Source organism: Streptomyces seoulensis (assembly GCF_004328625.1).
GTDB lineage: Bacteria > Actinomycetota > Actinomycetes > Streptomycetales > Streptomycetaceae > Streptomyces > Streptomyces seoulensis.
In genome coordinates, this window is sequence record NZ_CP032229.1 from 3687262 (window position 1) to 3702999 (window position 15738).

Here is a 15738-nt window from a genome sequence, read left to right on the forward strand (position 1 = left end):
ACAGCTATGTCGCGTATTGGCAAGCTCCCCATCACGGTTCCCGCCGGCGTGGACGTCACCATCGACGGCCGCACGGTCGCGGTCAAGGGCCCCAAGGGCTCGCTGACCCACACCGTCGTCGCGCCGATCGACATCGTCAGGGATGAGGACGGCACCCTCGCGGTGACCCGTCCCAACGACGAGCGTCAGAACAAGGCCCTGCACGGCCTGTCCCGCACGCTGGTGGCGAACATGATCACCGGCGTGACCCAGGGTTACGTGAAGAAGCTCGAGATCAGCGGTGTCGGTTACCGCGTCGTGGCCAAGGGTTCGAACCTCGAGTTCGCGCTCGGCTACAGCCACCCGATCGTCGTCGAGGCGCCCGAGGGCATCACCTTCAAGGTGGAGAGCCCGACCCGCTTCCAGGTCGAGGGCATCGACAAGCAGAAGGTCGGCGAGGTTGCGGCCAACATCCGCAAGCTGCGCAAGCCTGACCCGTACAAGGCCAAGGGTGTCAAGTACGAGGGCGAAGTCATCCGCCGCAAGGTCGGAAAGGCGGGTAAGTAAGCCATGGCATACGGACAGAAGATCCTCAAGGGCGACGCCTACAAGCGCGCCGCGATCAAGCGCCGCCACATCCGGATTCGCAAGAACATCTCCGGTACGGCGGAGCGTCCGCGTCTGGTCGTGACCCGCTCCAACCGTCACATCGTGGCGCAGGTGATCGACGACCTCAAGGGCCACACCCTGGCCTCCGCGTCCACGCTGGACGCGTCGGTCCGGAGCGGCGAGGGCGACAAGTCGGCGCAGGCCAAGCAGGTCGGCGCCCTGGTCGCCGAGCGTGCCAAGGCCGCCGGCGTCGAGGCTGTCGTGTTCGACCGTGGTGGCAACCAGTACGCCGGGCGCATCGCCGCCCTGGCGGACGCCGCCCGCGAAGCCGGCCTGAAGTTCTAAGGCCGCCCGTCGCGCCAGCGACAAAATCGTTGGCGCGTAGCTAGCGGAAACAGAGAGAGGTAATTCCAATGGCTGGACCCCAGCGCCGCGGTGGCGGTGCCGGTGGCGGCGAGCGGCGGGACCGGAAGGGCCGTGACGGCGGCGCAGCCGCCGCCGAGAAGACCGCTTACGTTGAGCGCGTTGTCGCGATCAACCGTGTCGCCAAGGTTGTGAAGGGTGGTCGTCGCTTCAGCTTCACCGCGCTGGTCGTGGTGGGCGACGGTGACGGCACCGTGGGTGTCGGTTACGGCAAGGCCAAGGAGGTGCCGGCCGCCATCGCCAAGGGTGTTGAGGAGGCCAAGAAGCACTTCTTCAAGGTCCCCCGTATCCAGGGCACCATCCCGCACCCCATCCAGGGTGAGAAGGCTGCCGGCGTCGTGCTGCTCAAGCCCGCGTCCCCGGGTACCGGTGTTATCGCCGGTGGTCCGGTGCGTGCCGTGCTCGAGTGCGCCGGTATCCACGACATCCTGTCGAAGTCCCTGGGCTCCGACAACGCGATCAACATCGTGCACGCCACCGTGGCGGCCCTCAAGGGCCTGCAGCGTCCCGAGGAGGTCGCGGCCCGCCGCGGTCTGCCGCTCGAGGACGTCGCCCCCGCGGCTCTGCTGCGTGCGCGTGCCGGGGCTGGTGCGTAATGGCGCAGCTCAAGATCACGCAGGTCAAGTCCTACATCGGCAGCAAGCAGAACCACCGTGACACCCTGCGTTCCCTTGGTCTCAAGGGGATCAACACGCAGGTCGTCAAGGAGGACCGCCCCGAGTTCCGCGGAATGGTGCACACCGTCCGCCACCTCGTGACGGTCGAGGAGGTCGACTGATCATGGCGGAGCAGAACCCGCTCAAGATCCACAACCTCCGTCCGGCCCCCGGCGCCAAGACCGCGAAGACCCGTGTCGGTCGTGGTGAGGCGTCGAAGGGTAAGACGGCCGGTCGTGGTACCAAGGGCACGAAGGCCCGTTACCAGGTTCCGGAGCGCTTCGAGGGTGGCCAGATGCCCCTCCACATGCGTCTTCCGAAGCTGAAGGGCTTCAAGAACCCGTTCAAGACCGAGTTCCAGGTCGTGAACCTCGAGAAGCTGGCCGCGCTCTACCCCGAGGGTGGCGAGGTCACCGTCGAGGGTCTGGTGGCCAAGGGTGCCGTTCGCAAGAACAGCCTCGTCAAGGTCCTGGGCCAGGGCGAGATCTCCGTGGCGCTGCAGGTGACGGTCGACGCCGTCTCCGGTTCCGCCAAGGAGAAGATCACCGCCGCCGGCGGTACGGTCACCGAGCTGGTCTGAGGCCCTCAAGGGTCCCTCAGGGTCACTCGATGACGTAGACGATCCCGACCGGGGATACCCCACAATGGGGTATCCCCGGTTGGTCGTTCCTAGGGGGGCGGTGTCGCCGGTAAGGTGGCCAGCGCTGTTCCCTTCCACTTATTCGTCGAACCTCTAGACCGTCACCCTTGACGCAGTTGCGCGGGGGTCGCAGGAGGCACCGTGCTCACCGCGTTCGCCCGGGCGTTCAGGACGCCCGACCTGCGCAAGAAGCTGCTCTTCACGCTGGGCATCATCGTGGTCTACCGGGTCGGTACCCACATCCCGATCCCCGGCGTCAATTACAAGGCCGTCCAGACCTGCGTGACCGAGGCCTCCGGCAACCAGGGCCTGTTCGGTCTGGTCAACATGTTCAGTGGTGGAGCGCTGCTCCAGATCACGATCTTCGCCCTCGGCATCATGCCGTACATCACGGCGAGCATCATCCTTCAGCTCCTCACCGTGGTGATCCCGCGTCTGGAGGCCCTCAAGAAGGAGGGTCAGTCCGGCACCGCGAAGATCACGCAGTACACCCGCTATCTGACCGTGGCGCTCGCCATCCTCCAGGGCACCGGCCTGGTGGCCACCGCCCGCAGCGGCGCGCTGTTCAGCGGGTGCACGGTGGCCGGGAACATCGTCCCGGACCAGGCGATCTTCACCACGATCACCATGGTGATCTGCATGACCGCCGGTACGGCGCTGGTGATGTGGCTCGGTGAGCTGATCACCGACCGCGGCATCGGCAACGGCATGTCGATCCTGATGTTCATCTCGATCGCCGCGACCTTCCCGTCCGCGCTGTGGGCCATCAAGAAGCAGGGCACGCTGGCCGGCGGCTGGATCGAGTTCGGCACCGTCATCCTGGTCGGCCTGGTCATGGTCGCGCTCGTCGTCTTCGTGGAGCAGGCCCAGCGCCGCATCCCGGTGCAGTACGCGAAGCGCATGATCGGCCGCCGGTCCTACGGGGGTACGTCGACGTACATCCCGCTGAAGGTCAACCAGGCCGGTGTGATCCCGGTCATCTTCGCCTCGTCGCTGCTCTACATCCCCGCGCTGATCGCGCAGTTCGCCGGCGGCGACTCGGGCTGGAAGCGCTGGATCACGGCGAACCTGACCAAGGGCGACCACCCGATCTACATCACGATGTACTTCCTTCTCATCGTGTTCTTCGCGTTCTTCTACGTGGCGATCTCCTTCAACCCCGAGGAAGTCGCCGACAACATGAAGAAGTATGGTGGCTTCATTCCGGGTATCCGGGCAGGCCGGCCGACCGCTGAGTACCTGAGTTACGTACTCAACCGGATCACCTGGCCGGGCTCGCTGTATCTGGGTCTGATCGCTCTCGTACCGACGATGGCGTTGGTGGGCTTCGGAGCAAGTCAGAACTTCCCCTTCGGCGGGACCAGCATCCTGATCATCGTGGGTGTGGGTCTTGAGACGGTGAAGCAGATCGAGAGCCAGCTCCAGCAGCGCAATTACGAAGGGTTCCTCCGCTGATGCGTATCGTCCTCGTCGGGCCGCCGGGTGCCGGTAAGGGAACGCAAGCCGTCCGTCTCGCCGAGAAGCTGGGCGTACCGCACATCTCCACGGGCGACCTGTTCCGCGCCAACATCTCTCGGCAGACGGAGCTGGGCAAGCTGGCCAAGTCCTACATGGACGCGGGGAACCTCGTCCCGGACGAGGTCACCATCGCCATGGCCAAGGACCGCATGGAGCAGCCGGACGCCGAGAGCGGCTTCCTGCTCGACGGCTTCCCGCGCAACGTCTCCCAGGCCGAGGCGCTGGACGAGCTGCTGCAGGGCGAGGGCATCAAGCTGGACGCCGTCCTGGACCTGGAGGTCCCGGAGGAAGAGGTCGTCAAGCGGATCGCCGGCCGGCGCATCTGCCGCAACGACTCCTCGCACGTCTTCCACGTGACGTACAGCGCGCCGAAGAAGGAGGGCGTCTGCGACGTCTGCGGCGGCGAGCTGTACCAGCGTGACGACGACTCCGAGGACACCGTCCGCAAGCGGCTCGAGGTCTACCACACGCAGACCGAGCCGATCATCGACTACTACAAGGCGCAGGGGCTCGTCGTGACGATCTCCTCGCTGGGCCCGGTGGACGAGATCACCAAGCGGGCGCTGGAGGCTCTCAAGCGCGAGAAGGCCGGCAGCGAGTAAGACCCCCGGTCCTTCCGGCCGCGGTGCCCGACCCGGGCGCCGCGGCCGTAGTGTTGTGCAGGTAACCCAGTCGGTGACGAGTGACGGAGAGCGCAGGCCCCCCATGGTGCAGATCAAGACCCCCGAGCAGATCGCGAAGATGCGGGCGGCGGGCCTGGTCGTCGCCGCGATCCACGCGGCCACCCGCGAGGCGGCGGTGCCCGGCGCGACCACCAAGGACCTGGACGACGTGGCGCGCAAGGTGCTGGACGAGCACGGCGCGAAGTCGAACTTCCTCGGGTACGGCGGGTTCCCCGCGACCATCTGCACGTCGGTGAACGACGTGGTGGTGCACGGCATCCCCTCCGAGAACGTCGTCCTGAACGACGGCGACATCATCTCCATCGACTGCGGCGCGATCGTGGACGGCTGGCACGGTGACGCGGCCTACACCGCGTTCGTCGGCTCGGGGCACGCGCCGGAGCTGGTCGAGCTGTCCCGGGTGACCGAGGAATCCATGTGGGCCGGGATCGCCGCGATGAAGCTGGGCAACCGGCTGGTCGACATCTCCCGCGCGATCGAGACGTACATCCGCCGGCAGCCCAAGCCGGGCGGTGGCAAGTACGGCATCGTCGAGGACTACGGCGGCCACGGCATCGGCACCGAGATGCACATGGACCCGCACCTGCTGAACTACGTCGAGCGGCGCCGCGGCAAGGGCCCCAAGCTGGTCCCCGGCTTCTGCCTCGCCATCGAGCCCATGGTCTCCCTCGGCACCCCCCGCACGAAGGTCCTCGAAGACGACTGGACCGTCATCACCACGGACGGCACCTGGTCCTCCCACTGGGAGCACTCGGTAGCCCTGACGGAAGAGGGCCCCTTGGTCCTCACGTCTCCGGACGGCGGCAAGGCCAAGCTCGCCGAATACGGCGTCACGACGGCACCGGACCCGCTCGCCTGAGCCAGCGATGGGGCGGGCCGCCGATGGCGGCTGCGGGTGCCCGGCTGTGCCCACCCGTTCCGCCCTGCGGAACGACTGCCCACAGCCGCCGCCGGGCCGCAACGCGTAGCTACCCGCATAACGATCAGCGGTATGGGGCAGAATTCTTCGATTCGTTTTTCCGGGTGGGCTGACGTAGACTGACTCGTCGGCTCTCGTGCACCCGCATGTCCGCATGCGCCCGTTAGGGAACGCGGGGGAGTCGATCAAGGTAGTCGATTCGAAGGGCGAAGCGTGGCCAAGAAGCAAGGTGCCATCGAGATCGAGGGCACTGTCGTCGAGTCTCTGCCGAACGCCATGTTCAAGGTCGAGCTCCAGAACGGCCACCAGGTCCTGGCACACATCAGCGGCAAGATGCGTATGCACTACATCCGTATCCTCCCTGACGACCGGGTCGTGGTGGAGCTGTCTCCGTACGACCTGACGCGTGGCCGGATCGTCTACCGGTACAAGTAGATCTTGCCCGCATCCCGGTTCGCGCCGGGGTGATGGCACTGACCCGGAGAACCTCACCCCATGAAGGTCAAGCCGAGCGTCAAGAAGATCTGCGACAAGTGCAGGGTGATCCGCCGTCACGGCCGGGTCATGGTCATCTGCGACAACCCGCGCCACAAGCAGCGCCAGGGCTGACGCACGGCCGAACCCTCTGCCCTCATCGCAGAGATTCGCGCGACGCAAGCTGAATTTGTTCATACGCAGAGCCCGAGCCAACCAGCTCGACACCCTCGGTCGGAGGCCGAGGACCCGGTTCGTACCTAGTACGGCGGCCGGGAACCGGTTCTGTGGAAGACCTCCGAAGAATCACCAGGAGCCATTGAATGGCACGCGTTTCCGGTGTTGACATCCCGCGCGAAAAGCGCGTGGAGGTCGCCCTCACCTACGTGTTCGGCATTGGCCGGACCCTCTCCCAGGAGACGCTGGCTGCGACCGGCGTCGACCCGAACACCCGCGTCCGCGACCTGAGCGAAGAGCAGCTCGTCGCGATCCGCGAGTACGTGGACAACAACATCAAGACCGAGGGTGACCTCCGTCGCGAGATCCAGGCCGACATCCGCCGCAAGGTCGAGATCGGTTGCTACCAGGGTCTCCGTCACCGTCGCGGCCTGCCCGTCCGCGGTCAGCGCACCAGCACCAACGCCCGCACCCGCAAGGGCCCGCGTCGCGCCATCGCCGGCAAGAAGAAGCCGGGCAAGAAGTAGTCCTCAGCGGACAACGCTTCATCAGCGGTCTTCGCTGTAGGACCGACCACCTCCCCGTAGGAGTTTGTAGATGCCCCCCAAGGGACGTCAGGGCGCTGCCAAGAAGGTGCGCCGCAAGGAAAAGAAGAACGTCGCTCACGGCCACGCGCACATCAAGAGCACGTTCAACAACACGATCGTCTCGATCACGGACCCGTCCGGCAACGTGATCTCCTGGGCCTCCGCCGGCCACGTCGGCTTCAAGGGCTCCCGGAAGTCCACGCCGTTCGCCGCGCAGATGGCCGCCGAGTCGGCTGCCCGCCGCGCCCAGGAGCACGGCATGCGCAAGGTCGACGTGTTCGTCAAGGGTCCGGGTTCCGGTCGTGAGACCGCGATCCGTTCGCTCCAGGCCACGGGCCTCGAGGTCGGCTCCATCCAGGACGTCACCCCGACCCCGCACAACGGCTGCCGCCCCCCGAAGCGCCGCCGCGTCTGACGCACAGCGCTCCGCTGGTTTCGCGGGTCCGGGCGGTACGGCTCTTTCGGGCCGTGCCGCCCGTACCCTTGCAGTACTGAGTCGGGCGTCAAATAGCGGGCGCCCCTGACTGAAGGATTCACACATGCTGATCGCTCAGCGTCCCTCGTTGACCGAAGAGGTCGTCGACGAGTTCCGCTCCCGGTTCGTGATCGAGCCGCTGGAGCCGGGCTTCGGTTACACCCTCGGCAACTCCCTCCGCCGTACCCTCCTCTCCTCGATCCCCGGTGCCGCTGTCACCAGCATCCGGATCGACGGTGTCCTGCACGAGTTCACCACCGTGCCGGGCGTCAAGGAGGACGTCACCGACCTGATCCTCAACATCAAGCAGCTGGTCGTCTCCTCGGAGCACGACGAGCCGGTCGTGATGTACCTGCGCAAGCAGGGCCCGGGTCTGGTCACCGCCGCCGACATCGCGCCCCCGGCCGGTGTCGAGGTGCACAACCCCGACCTCGTCCTCGCCACGCTGAACGGCAAGGGCAAGCTGGAGATGGAGCTGACCGTCGAGCGCGGTCGCGGCTACGTCTCCGCCGTGCAGAACAAGCAGGTGGGCCAGGAGATCGGCCGTATCCCGGTCGACTCCATCTACTCGCCGGTTCTCAAGGTCACGTACAAGGTCGAGGCCACGCGTGTCGAGCAGCGCACCGACTTCGACAAGCTGATCGTCGACGTCGAGACCAAGCAGGCGATGCGTCCCCGTGACGCCATGGCCTCCGCCGGTAAGACGCTGGTCGAGCTGTTCGGTCTCGCGCGCGAGCTGAACATCGACGCCGAGGGCATCGACATGGGTCCGTCCCCGACGGACGCCGCGCTGGCCGCTGACCTGGCTCTTCCCATCGAGGAGCTCGAGCTCACGGTCCGTTCCTACAACTGCCTCAAGCGCGAGGGCATCCACTCCGTGGGTGAGCTGGTCGCTCGCTCCGAGGCGGACCTGCTGGACATCCGCAACTTCGGTGCGAAGTCCATCGACGAGGTCAAGGCCAAGCTCGCGGGCATGGGCCTGGCGCTCAAGGACTCGCCTCCCGGGTTCGACCCGACCGCCGCCGCCGACGCGTTCGGCGCCGACGACGACGCGGACGCGGGTTTCGTGGAGACCGAGCAGTACTAAGCGCTCCGCGGGGAGGCCGTACTGCGTCTGCGGGCCGGCTGTGACTGGTTCGCGCAGTTCCCCGCACCCCTTCCGAGCGGGCCCTTCAGGGCCTGCTCGGATCTCCGAAGAGCAACCGCTCGCTCGGATACTGACCTCGGTACCTGACACGGCCGGGGCAGACACTTAGGAGAAACATCATGCCGAAGCCCGCCAAGGGTGCCCGTCTGGGCGGCAGCGCCGCGCACGAGAAGCTGCTTCTCGCGAACCTCGCGAAGAGCCTCTTCGAGCACGGCCGCATCACCACCACCGAGGCGAAGGCGCGCCGTCTGCGCCCGTACGCCGAGCGTCTGGTCACCAAGGCGAAGAAGGGCGACCTTCACAACCGCCGTCAGGTGCTCCAGGTGATCACGGACAAGAGCGTCGTCCACACGCTCTTCGCCGAGATCGGCCCGCGCTACGAGAACCGCCCCGGTGGTTACACCCGCATCACCAAGATCGGTAACCGCCGTGGCGACAACGCGCCCATGGCTGTCATCGAGCTGGTCGAGGCGCTGACCGTCGCGCAGCAGGCCACCGGTGAGGCCGAGGCCGCCACCAAGCGTGCGGTCAAGGAGTCCGACGAGGCGAAGGTCGAGCAGACCGAGGCCACCGAGGCTCCCGCCGAGGAGTCCAAGGACGCCTGAGGCTGACGCCTGAGAGCGGGCCTGCCCTTCCGGGGGCGGGCCCGCTTTCGCGTTTCCCGACCGATACGGCGCCCTGAGAGGATTCCCGCGTGAGTGACGAAGCACAGCCCGGCCATGTCCGTATCCGCCTCGACCTGTCCTACGACGGCACCGACTTCCACGGCTGGGCCAAGCAGGCCGGCGGGCGGCGGACCGTGCAGGGCGAGATCGAGGACGCCCTGCGCACGGTGACCCGGTCCAAGGAGACGTACGAGCTGACGGTGGCCGGGCGGACGGACGCCGGGGTGCACGCGCGCGGCCAGGTCGCCCATGTCGACCTGCCGGAGCCGGTGTGGGCCGAGCACCGGGAGAAGCTGCTGAAGCGGCTCGCGGGCCGGCTGTCCAAGGACGTACGGGTCTGGTCCCTGACCGAGGCCCCGCCCGGCTTCAACGCCCGTTTCTCCGCCGTCTGGCGGCGCTACGCGTACCGCGTCACCGACAACCCCGGCGGTGTCGACCCGCTGCTGCGCAACCATGTCCTGTGGCACGACTGGCCGTTGGACGTGGACGTGATGAACGAGGCGGCCCGCGCCCTGCTGGGCGAGCACGACTTCGCGGCGTACTGCAAGAAGCGCGAGGGCGCCACCACCATCCGCACCCTCCAGGAGCTGAGCCTGGTGCGCGGCGCGGACGGGGTGATCACGGCCACCGTGCGCGCGGACGCCTTCTGCCACAACATGGTGCGCTCGCTGATCGGCGCCCTGCTGTTCACCGGCGACGGGCACCGGGGCCCCGAGTGGCCCGGGAAGGTGCTGGCGGCCGGGGTGCGGGACTCCGCCGTGCACGTGGTGCGGCCGCACGGGCTGACGCTGGAGGAGGTCGGCTATCCCGCCGACGAGCTGCTGGCCGCCCGGAACAAGGAGGCCCGCAACCGGCGCTCGCTCCCGCCGGCGGGCTGCTGCTGAGCCGGCGGGCGGCCGCTCACTGGCCCGCGGCCGCCGACGCCTGGGCCTCGCCGCGCCGCCGGATCTGGCGGAAGGAGAACTGGGCCAGGTCGTTGCCGGCCGCGAACACCTTGGTGTCCTTGGTCGTCACGTCCTTGCCGTTGGTGAACCCGGCGATGGTGAAGTAGGCGTACCGGCCCAGGGTGTTGGTGGTGGAGCGGCAGATCGCTGAGTCGCAGAACGCCTTGACGCCCTTGCCGGGCAGCGCGGCGACGATGCTCTTCTTGTCGGCGCGGTCCTTGAAGCGCTGGGCGTCGGTGTCGTTGTCGAAGACGGCGACGCCCACGGTGACGGCCACGCCGTCCTTCACATAGCTGACCCGCATCAGGCGGGTGCACTTCCCCGCGGTGAGCGCCTTGGCCAGGGTGCCGCCGGCGCCGGACGCGCAGTCCTTGCTGTCGCTGGTGGCGCCCTTCTTGTACACCGTCTCGCCCATGGTGAGCTGGGTGCCGGGGAACAGGGTCTCCGGGCTCAGCGGGGCGGTGTCCTTGTTGGCGCTGGCGATGAAGTCCTTCGGGTCCAGCGGCGGGGGCGCGCTGGTCGGGGCGAAGGAGGGGGCCGTGGTCGCCGTGCCGCCCGGCAGGGACGCGGTCGCGGGCAGGCCGGAGGGACCGCCCGCCCGGCTGTCGCCGCCCGTGTTCGAGACGGCCATGGCGACGGCGGTGCCTATCGCGCCCGTGGCGAGCACGCCGCCCGCGACGAGCAGCACCTTGCGACGCTTCTTACGGTTCTCCGAGGCGTCCGCGAGCGCGGCCCAGTCCGGGGTTCCGTCGTCGTCGCCGCTCTTCCACGGCTGCTGGGATTGAGGTGTCCAAGGGTCCCACTGAGACTGGGGACCCCCCTGCCCGTAACTCATGGGGCGCATCTTAGAGGGGGCCGCGAGGTCCCGGCGCGCCCGAGGGGAGCGGGCCCGGAGACGATACGGGGACCTTCGGCGCACGGGGGAACATTGCGGCCGGGAGGATTTCCGGCAAGCTCGTTTTGACCCGTGTGGGGGCGGGCTAGTAACCTAGCTCCTCGTTGTGTATTGGCTTGCTCATTCTCACGGGACGGGCCCTTACACCGGTCCACCGGGCCGATGACCAGCGATCAGCACGCGGTTGCGTCACCGCAGTGTGATCCAGGCTGTCGTGATCGTTTCGGTGACCTGTTCAGGACCATTCACTCGAAGCGAAGGCTACGAACCGTGCGTACGTACAGCCCCAAGCCCGGCGATGTGACGCGCCAGTGGTACGTCATCGACGCTCAGGACATCGTCCTGGGTCGTCTCGCCACCACCGCCGCGACCCTTCTCCGGGGCAAGCACAAGCCGATCTACGCGCCGCATGTCGACACCGGTGACTTCGTCATCGTCGTCAACGCCGACAAGGTGCACCTGTCCGGCAACAAGCGGACCCAGAAGATGGCTTACCGCCACTCCGGCTACCCGGGTGGTCTGCGCTCCGTCCGTTACGACGAGCTGCTGGACAAGAACCCCGAGAAGGCCGTCGAGAAGGCCGTCAAGGGCATGCTCCCCAAGAACTCCCTTGGCCGTCAGATGCTCTCGAAGCTGAAGGTCTACAAGGGTGACCAGCACCCGCACGCTGCCCAGCAGCCGGTGCCGTTCGAGATCACCCAGGTCGCGCAGTAATTCCGGCCACCCTTTAAGACTGAAGAGAATCTGAGGAGAATCGTGGCCGAGACCACCCCCGAGCAGCCGCTCGAAGAGACTGAGCTCGTCGACATCGAGAGCTACACCACCGAGACCGAGCTCCCCGTCGAGGGCGAGTACACGTCGGAGTCCCTCGCGTCCCACTTCGGCGAGCCCCAGCCGGCCGCCGGCCTGGGCCGTCGCAAGAACGCCATCGCCCGCGTCCGGATCGTCCCGGGCACCGGCAAGTGGAAGATCAACGGTCGCACCCTCGAGGACTACTTCCCGAACAAGGTGCACCAGCAGGAAGTCAACGAGCCCTTCAAGGTGCTCGAGCTCGAGGGCCGTTACGACGTCGTCGCCCGCATCGCGGGTGGCGGTGTCTCCGGTCAGGCCGGTGCGCTCCGTCTCGGTGTCGCCCGTGCGCTGAACGAGGCGGACGTCGACAACAACCGCGGCGCCCTGAAGAAGGCCGGGTTCCTCAAGCGCGACGACCGTGCGGTCGAGCGCAAGAAGGCCGGTCTCAAGAAGGCCCGCAAGGCTCCGCAGTACAGCAAGCGCTAAACAGCGGCGCTTCGCGCGTACTCCGAACGCCCCGGCGGCACGCCCTGTGTGCCGCCGGGGCGTTCGTTTATCTCCGCCAAGGGCGTATAACGACACAAGACGCTCAAAGTCTTGTGTGATCGGATGCTCGGGCGCATGCCATGATTCCTGGCAGCAGTGACGCTTTCTCGGGAGGACAAGTGGGACGACTCTTCGGTACCGACGGCGTGCGTGGCGTCGCCAACGCGGACCTGACGGCCGAGATGGCGCTCGGCCTGTCCGTCGCGGCGGCGCACGTGCTGGCCGAGGCGGGCACGTTCGAGGGCCATCGGCCGACCGCCGTGGTGGGCCGTGATCCGCGTGCGTCCGGGGAGTTCCTGGAGGCCGCCGTCGTCGCGGGCCTCGCCAGCGCGGGCGTGGACGTGCTCCGCGTCGGTGTGCTGCCCACCCCCGCCGTCGCCCACCTGACCGGAGTGCTCGGCGCCGACCTCGGTGTGATGCTGTCCGCCAGCCACAACGCGATGCCGGACAACGGCGTCAAGTTCTTCGCCCGCGGCGGCCACAAGCTCGCGGACGAGCTGGAGGGCCGTATCGAGGCCGTCTACGAGTCGCACCGCCACGGCGAGCCCTGGGAGCGCCCCACCGGCGCCGGGGTCGGCCGGGTCCGTGACTACGAGGCGGGCTCGGAGACGTACGTCTCCCACCTGCTGTCGGTACTGCCCAACCGGCTCGACGGGCTGACGATCGTCCTGGACGAGGCGCACGGCGCGGCCGCCGGTGTCTCCCCGGAGGCGTTCTCCCGTGCCGGTGCGACCCTCGTCACCATCGGTGCCGAGCCGGACGGCCTCAACATCAACGACGGCTGTGGCTCGACCCACCTGGACCTGCTGAAGGCCGCCGTGCTGGAGCACGGCGCGGACCTCGGCATCGCGCACGACGGGGACGCCGACCGCTGCCTGGCCGTGGACCACACCGGCGAGGAGGTCGACGGCGACCAGATCCTCGCGGTGCTGGCGCTGGCGATGCGGGAGCGCTCGGCGCTGCCCGCCGACACCGTCGTGGCCACCGTCATGTCCAACCTGGGCTTCAAGCTCGCCATGGAGCGGGCCGGCATCCGCCTGGTGCAGACGGCCGTGGGGGACCGGTACGTGCTGGAGGAGATGAAGGAGCACGGCTACGCCCTCGGCGGCGAGCAGTCCGGGCACGTCATCATCCTGGACCACGCCACCACCGGTGACGGCACGCTGACCGGGCTGCTGCTGGCGGCGCGGGTCGCCGAGACCGGCCGGGCGCTGCGTGAGCTGGCCTCGGTGATGGACCGGCTGCCGCAGGTGCTGGTCAACGTCCCGGACGTGGACCGCTCGCGGGTGGGCACCTCGGCCGACCTCGCGGCCGCCGTGGGCGAGGCCGAGCGTGAACTCGGGCAGACCGGGCGGGTGTTGCTCCGCCCCTCGGGCACCGAGCCGCTGGTCCGCGTGATGGTCGAGGCCGCCGACATCGACCAGGCCCGCACGGTCGCCGGGCGGCTGGCGGACGCGGTCAAGTCGGCGCTGGGCTAAGCCGTTTCGGGCTTGCCGCCCTTTGTACCCTGCGCGCTCTTCCTGCCCTTCCTGGCCCAGAACGCCTTCTGGGCCAGGAGGGTCAGCACGCCCGCCACCACGATGCCGAACAGGTTCAGCAACAGTTGCTCGCTGGAGCCGACGGTCTGCGTGGTGTCCCCGTAGGCGAGGGCCACGGCCGCGTTCGCGGCGGCCGGCACGGTGGTGACCGAGATGGCCACGCCGACCAGCGCGCCTGACTTGGCCGAGGTCAGCGAGAGCGTGCCCGCCGCCCCCGCGAGCAGCGCCACCACGAACGAGAACGCGTCCGGCGCGTACACGAACCCGGTGTTGGGCCGGGACCCGTCCAACTGGTCCTTGCTGAACTGGCCGAGCAGGTCCATCAGCACGCTGAAGCCGACGGTGAGCGCCATCGCCACGGCGAAGCCCACCACCAGCGCGATCAGCGATCGCGCCGCGAGCCGGGGCTTCCCACGCACCAGCGCGGTACTGATCCCCGCCAGCGGTCCGAACTCCGGGCCCACCGCCATCGCGCCGACGATCAGCACCGCGTTGTCCAGCACCACACCGCAGGCCGCGATCATCGTGGCGATGGCGAGGAAGGCGACGTAGGTCACCGAGAGGGTCGACTCCTCGTGCGTCTCCTCCACCAGGTGCTGCCACAGCACGGCGTCCGCGGCCTCGCCGGGCGCCTCCTCCTCGGCGCGGTCGGCGCGTGTCGACAGCGACAGGTCCACGTTGTCCGCGGCGATCGAGCCGGTGCGGTCGATGCCGAGGTCCTGGAGCCGGGAGAGCAGGCCGTCGCCCGCCTCCCGGGCCACGTCGCACATCACCACGTCCCCGGCCGGGTCGCGGGCGGCGCCGGGCAGCACCACGAGGTGGACGGCGCCGACCGTGGACTCGATCAGGCGCACCACCTCGTCCGTGCGGTCGGACGGGACGATCAGGCGCAGATGCAGCATGCGCCCATCCAACCGTCCCCGGCTACAGCTTGCGCAGCCGGAGTCGCTGCACGGTGTGGTCGGGGCCCTTGCGGAGCTGGAGGGTGGCCCGGCCGCGGGTGGGGGCGATGTTCTCGGTCAGGTTGGGCTTGTTGATGGTCCGCCAGAGCATGCGCGCGTAGTCCACCGCCTCCTGCTCGGAGACCTGGGTGTACTTGCGGAAGTACGAGGACGGGTTGTGGAACGCGGTCTGGCGCAGCTTCTTGAACCGCTCCAGGTACCAGCGCTCGATGTCCTCGCCGCTCGCGTCGACGTACACGCTGAAGTCGAAGTAGTCGGCGAGACCGACCCGGGTGCGGCCGTCGCTGCCGGGCAGGGCGGGCTGGAGGACGTTGAGTCCCTCGACGATGAGGATGTCCGGGCGGCGCACGGTGAGACGCTCGCCGGGGACGATGTCGTAGATCAGGTGGGAGTAGACCGGTGCGGTGACCTCGTCCTTGCCGGCCTTGATGTCGGCGACGAAGCGGGTCAGGGCGCGGCGGTCGTAGGACTCGGGGAAGCCCTTCCTGGACATCAGTCCGCGGGCCTGCAGCTCCTTGGTGGGCAGCAGGAAGCCGTCGGTGGTGACCAGCTCCACGCGGGGGTGTTCGGGCCACCGGGAGAGCAGGGCCTGGAGCAGGCGGGCCACGGTGGACTTGCCGACGGCCACCGAGCCGGCCACGCCTATGACGAAGGGGGTGCCGGACTGGGAGCCCTTCTCGCCCAGGAAGGTGTTCAGGGCGCCTCTGAGGCCGTCGGTGGCGCCGACGTAGAGGTTGAGCAGCCGGGAGAGCGGGAGGTAGATGTCCCGCACCTCGTCGAGGTCGATGACGTCGCCGAGGCCGCGCAGCTTCTCCACCTCCTCGGCGGTGAGCGGCTGCGGCGTCTTGTCGCGCAGCGCGCTCCATTCGGCGCGGGTGAGATCGACGTAGGGAGTCGCCTCCGGCCTGTGCCGGTGGGCGCTCCGGGGCATCGCGGAGACCGGTGAGATCACATTCCATTGTTAACGCTGTTTGAACGGGGACGAGCGTGGGGTGCGTCACGCGTCCCGGTATGGAGATCACATTGCCGTCACGGTCCGCCTCCGGTTGCCATCGCCATGATCATTTGTGTGTCGGCCGTACGTAATGTGTGTCTCAATCGTGCGCAAA

The 15738-nt window shown here is 68.2% G+C and carries 21 protein-coding genes; 18 read left to right on the top strand and 3 right to left on the bottom strand.

Annotated features, from left to right (window positions below):
- Nucleotides 1–6 precede the first annotated feature (6 nt).
- The 15 genes from rplF (at nt 7) to truA (ending at nt 9836) form a co-directional block, all read left to right on the top strand.
- Nucleotides 7–546, top strand: coding sequence for a 50S ribosomal protein L6 (rplF, locus tag D0Z67_RS17285; RefSeq protein ID WP_031180866.1), 540 nt, complete (start codon nt 7–9; stop codon nt 544–546).
- A gap of 3 nt (nt 547–549) precedes the next feature.
- Nucleotides 550–933 (top strand): 50S ribosomal protein L18, encoded by a 384-nt coding sequence (gene rplR / locus D0Z67_RS17290; protein WP_030811697.1) that lies wholly within the window; start codon nt 550–552, stop codon nt 931–933.
- A gap of 68 nt (nt 934–1001) precedes the next feature.
- Nucleotides 1002–1607, top strand: coding sequence for a 30S ribosomal protein S5 (gene rpsE / locus D0Z67_RS17295; RefSeq protein WP_007494753.1), 606 nt, complete (start codon nt 1002–1004; stop codon nt 1605–1607).
- Nucleotides 1607–1789, top strand: a complete 183-nt coding sequence (gene rpmD / locus D0Z67_RS17300) for a 50S ribosomal protein L30 (protein ID WP_003974250.1) — start codon at nt 1607–1609, stop codon at nt 1787–1789. Before rpsE ends, rpmD begins: the two co-directional genes overlap by 1 nt.
- 2 nt (nt 1790–1791) lie before the next feature.
- The gene (rplO, locus tag D0Z67_RS17305) at nt 1792–2247 is read left to right on the top strand and encodes a 50S ribosomal protein L15 (protein WP_031180865.1); all 456 of its coding nucleotides are present in this window, start codon (nt 1792–1794) and stop codon (nt 2245–2247) included.
- 201 nt (nt 2248–2448) lie between these two features.
- Nucleotides 2449–3762 carry a preprotein translocase subunit SecY gene (gene secY / locus D0Z67_RS17310; protein ID WP_031180864.1) on the top strand — a complete coding sequence of 438 codons (1314 nt, stop codon included), beginning with the start codon at nt 2449–2451 and terminating at the stop codon, nt 3760–3762.
- Nucleotides 3762–4427 (top strand): adenylate kinase, encoded by a 666-nt coding sequence (locus D0Z67_RS17315; RefSeq protein WP_031180863.1) that lies wholly within the window; start codon nt 3762–3764, stop codon nt 4425–4427. Before secY ends, D0Z67_RS17315 begins: the two co-directional genes overlap by 1 nt.
- 103 nt (nt 4428–4530) lie before the next feature.
- Nucleotides 4531–5367: a type I methionyl aminopeptidase gene (gene map, locus D0Z67_RS17320; protein ID WP_031180862.1), complete on the top strand. Its 837-nt coding sequence runs from the start codon at nt 4531–4533 to the stop codon at nt 5365–5367.
- 273 nt (nt 5368–5640) lie between these two features.
- Nucleotides 5641–5862, top strand: coding sequence for a translation initiation factor IF-1 (infA, locus tag D0Z67_RS17325; protein WP_003948620.1), 222 nt, complete (start codon nt 5641–5643; stop codon nt 5860–5862).
- Between the two features lie 60 nt (nt 5863–5922).
- Nucleotides 5923–6036 carry a 50S ribosomal protein L36 gene (gene rpmJ / locus D0Z67_RS17330; RefSeq protein ID WP_003974245.1) on the top strand — a complete coding sequence of 38 codons (114 nt, stop codon included), beginning with the start codon at nt 5923–5925 and terminating at the stop codon, nt 6034–6036.
- A 188-nt stretch (nt 6037–6224) separates the two neighbouring features.
- Nucleotides 6225–6605: a 30S ribosomal protein S13 gene (rpsM, locus tag D0Z67_RS17335; protein WP_030811707.1), complete on the top strand. Its 381-nt coding sequence runs from the start codon at nt 6225–6227 to the stop codon at nt 6603–6605.
- Nucleotides 6606–6675: 70 nt separating this feature from the next.
- Nucleotides 6676–7080, top strand: coding sequence for a 30S ribosomal protein S11 (gene rpsK / locus D0Z67_RS17340; protein ID WP_003956432.1), 405 nt, complete (start codon nt 6676–6678; stop codon nt 7078–7080).
- Nucleotides 7081–7204: 124 nt separating this feature from the next.
- Complete coding sequence (locus D0Z67_RS17345) at nt 7205–8227, top strand: DNA-directed RNA polymerase subunit alpha (RefSeq protein WP_003966937.1); 1023 nt, start codon at nt 7205–7207, stop codon at nt 8225–8227.
- A 179-nt stretch (nt 8228–8406) separates the two neighbouring features.
- Nucleotides 8407–8892, top strand: a complete 486-nt coding sequence (rplQ, locus tag D0Z67_RS17350) for a 50S ribosomal protein L17 (RefSeq protein WP_031180861.1) — start codon at nt 8407–8409, stop codon at nt 8890–8892.
- An 89-nt stretch (nt 8893–8981) separates the two neighbouring features.
- Nucleotides 8982–9836, top strand: a complete 855-nt coding sequence (gene truA, locus D0Z67_RS17355; protein WP_031180860.1) for a tRNA pseudouridine(38-40) synthase TruA — start codon at nt 8982–8984, stop codon at nt 9834–9836.
- Between the two features lie 16 nt (nt 9837–9852).
- Here truA and D0Z67_RS17360 read toward each other — a convergent pair whose 3' ends face one another.
- Nucleotides 9853–10731 (bottom strand): hypothetical protein, encoded by an 879-nt coding sequence (locus tag D0Z67_RS17360; RefSeq protein WP_031180859.1) that lies wholly within the window; start codon nt 10729–10731, stop codon nt 9853–9855.
- 330 nt (nt 10732–11061) lie between these two features.
- Between D0Z67_RS17360 and rplM the strand changes: the two genes are divergently transcribed.
- The 3 genes from rplM to glmM all read left to right on the top strand — a co-directional run bounded on the left by rplM (nt 11062) and on the right by glmM (nt 13607).
- Nucleotides 11062–11505 carry a 50S ribosomal protein L13 gene (gene rplM / locus D0Z67_RS17365; RefSeq protein ID WP_030811719.1) on the top strand — a complete coding sequence of 148 codons (444 nt, stop codon included), beginning with the start codon at nt 11062–11064 and terminating at the stop codon, nt 11503–11505.
- A gap of 42 nt (nt 11506–11547) precedes the next feature.
- Nucleotides 11548–12069 (top strand): 30S ribosomal protein S9, encoded by a 522-nt coding sequence (gene rpsI / locus D0Z67_RS17370; protein ID WP_031180858.1) that lies wholly within the window; start codon nt 11548–11550, stop codon nt 12067–12069.
- Between the two features lie 179 nt (nt 12070–12248).
- Nucleotides 12249–13607 carry a phosphoglucosamine mutase gene (glmM, locus tag D0Z67_RS17375; RefSeq protein ID WP_031180857.1) on the top strand — a complete coding sequence of 453 codons (1359 nt, stop codon included), beginning with the start codon at nt 12249–12251 and terminating at the stop codon, nt 13605–13607.
- Here the strand turns inward: glmM and D0Z67_RS17380 are convergent.
- Both D0Z67_RS17380 and coaA read right to left on the bottom strand, forming a co-directional pair.
- Nucleotides 13604–14569 carry a DUF389 domain-containing protein gene (locus D0Z67_RS17380; RefSeq protein WP_031180856.1) on the bottom strand — a complete coding sequence of 322 codons (966 nt, stop codon included), beginning with the start codon at nt 14567–14569 and terminating at the stop codon, nt 13604–13606. The genes glmM and D0Z67_RS17380 overlap by 4 nt on opposite strands.
- A gap of 22 nt (nt 14570–14591) precedes the next feature.
- Nucleotides 14592–15560: a type I pantothenate kinase gene (gene coaA / locus D0Z67_RS17385; RefSeq protein ID WP_051887629.1), complete on the bottom strand. Its 969-nt coding sequence runs from the start codon at nt 15558–15560 to the stop codon at nt 14592–14594.
- Between the last annotated feature and the right edge of the window lie 178 nt (nt 15561–15738).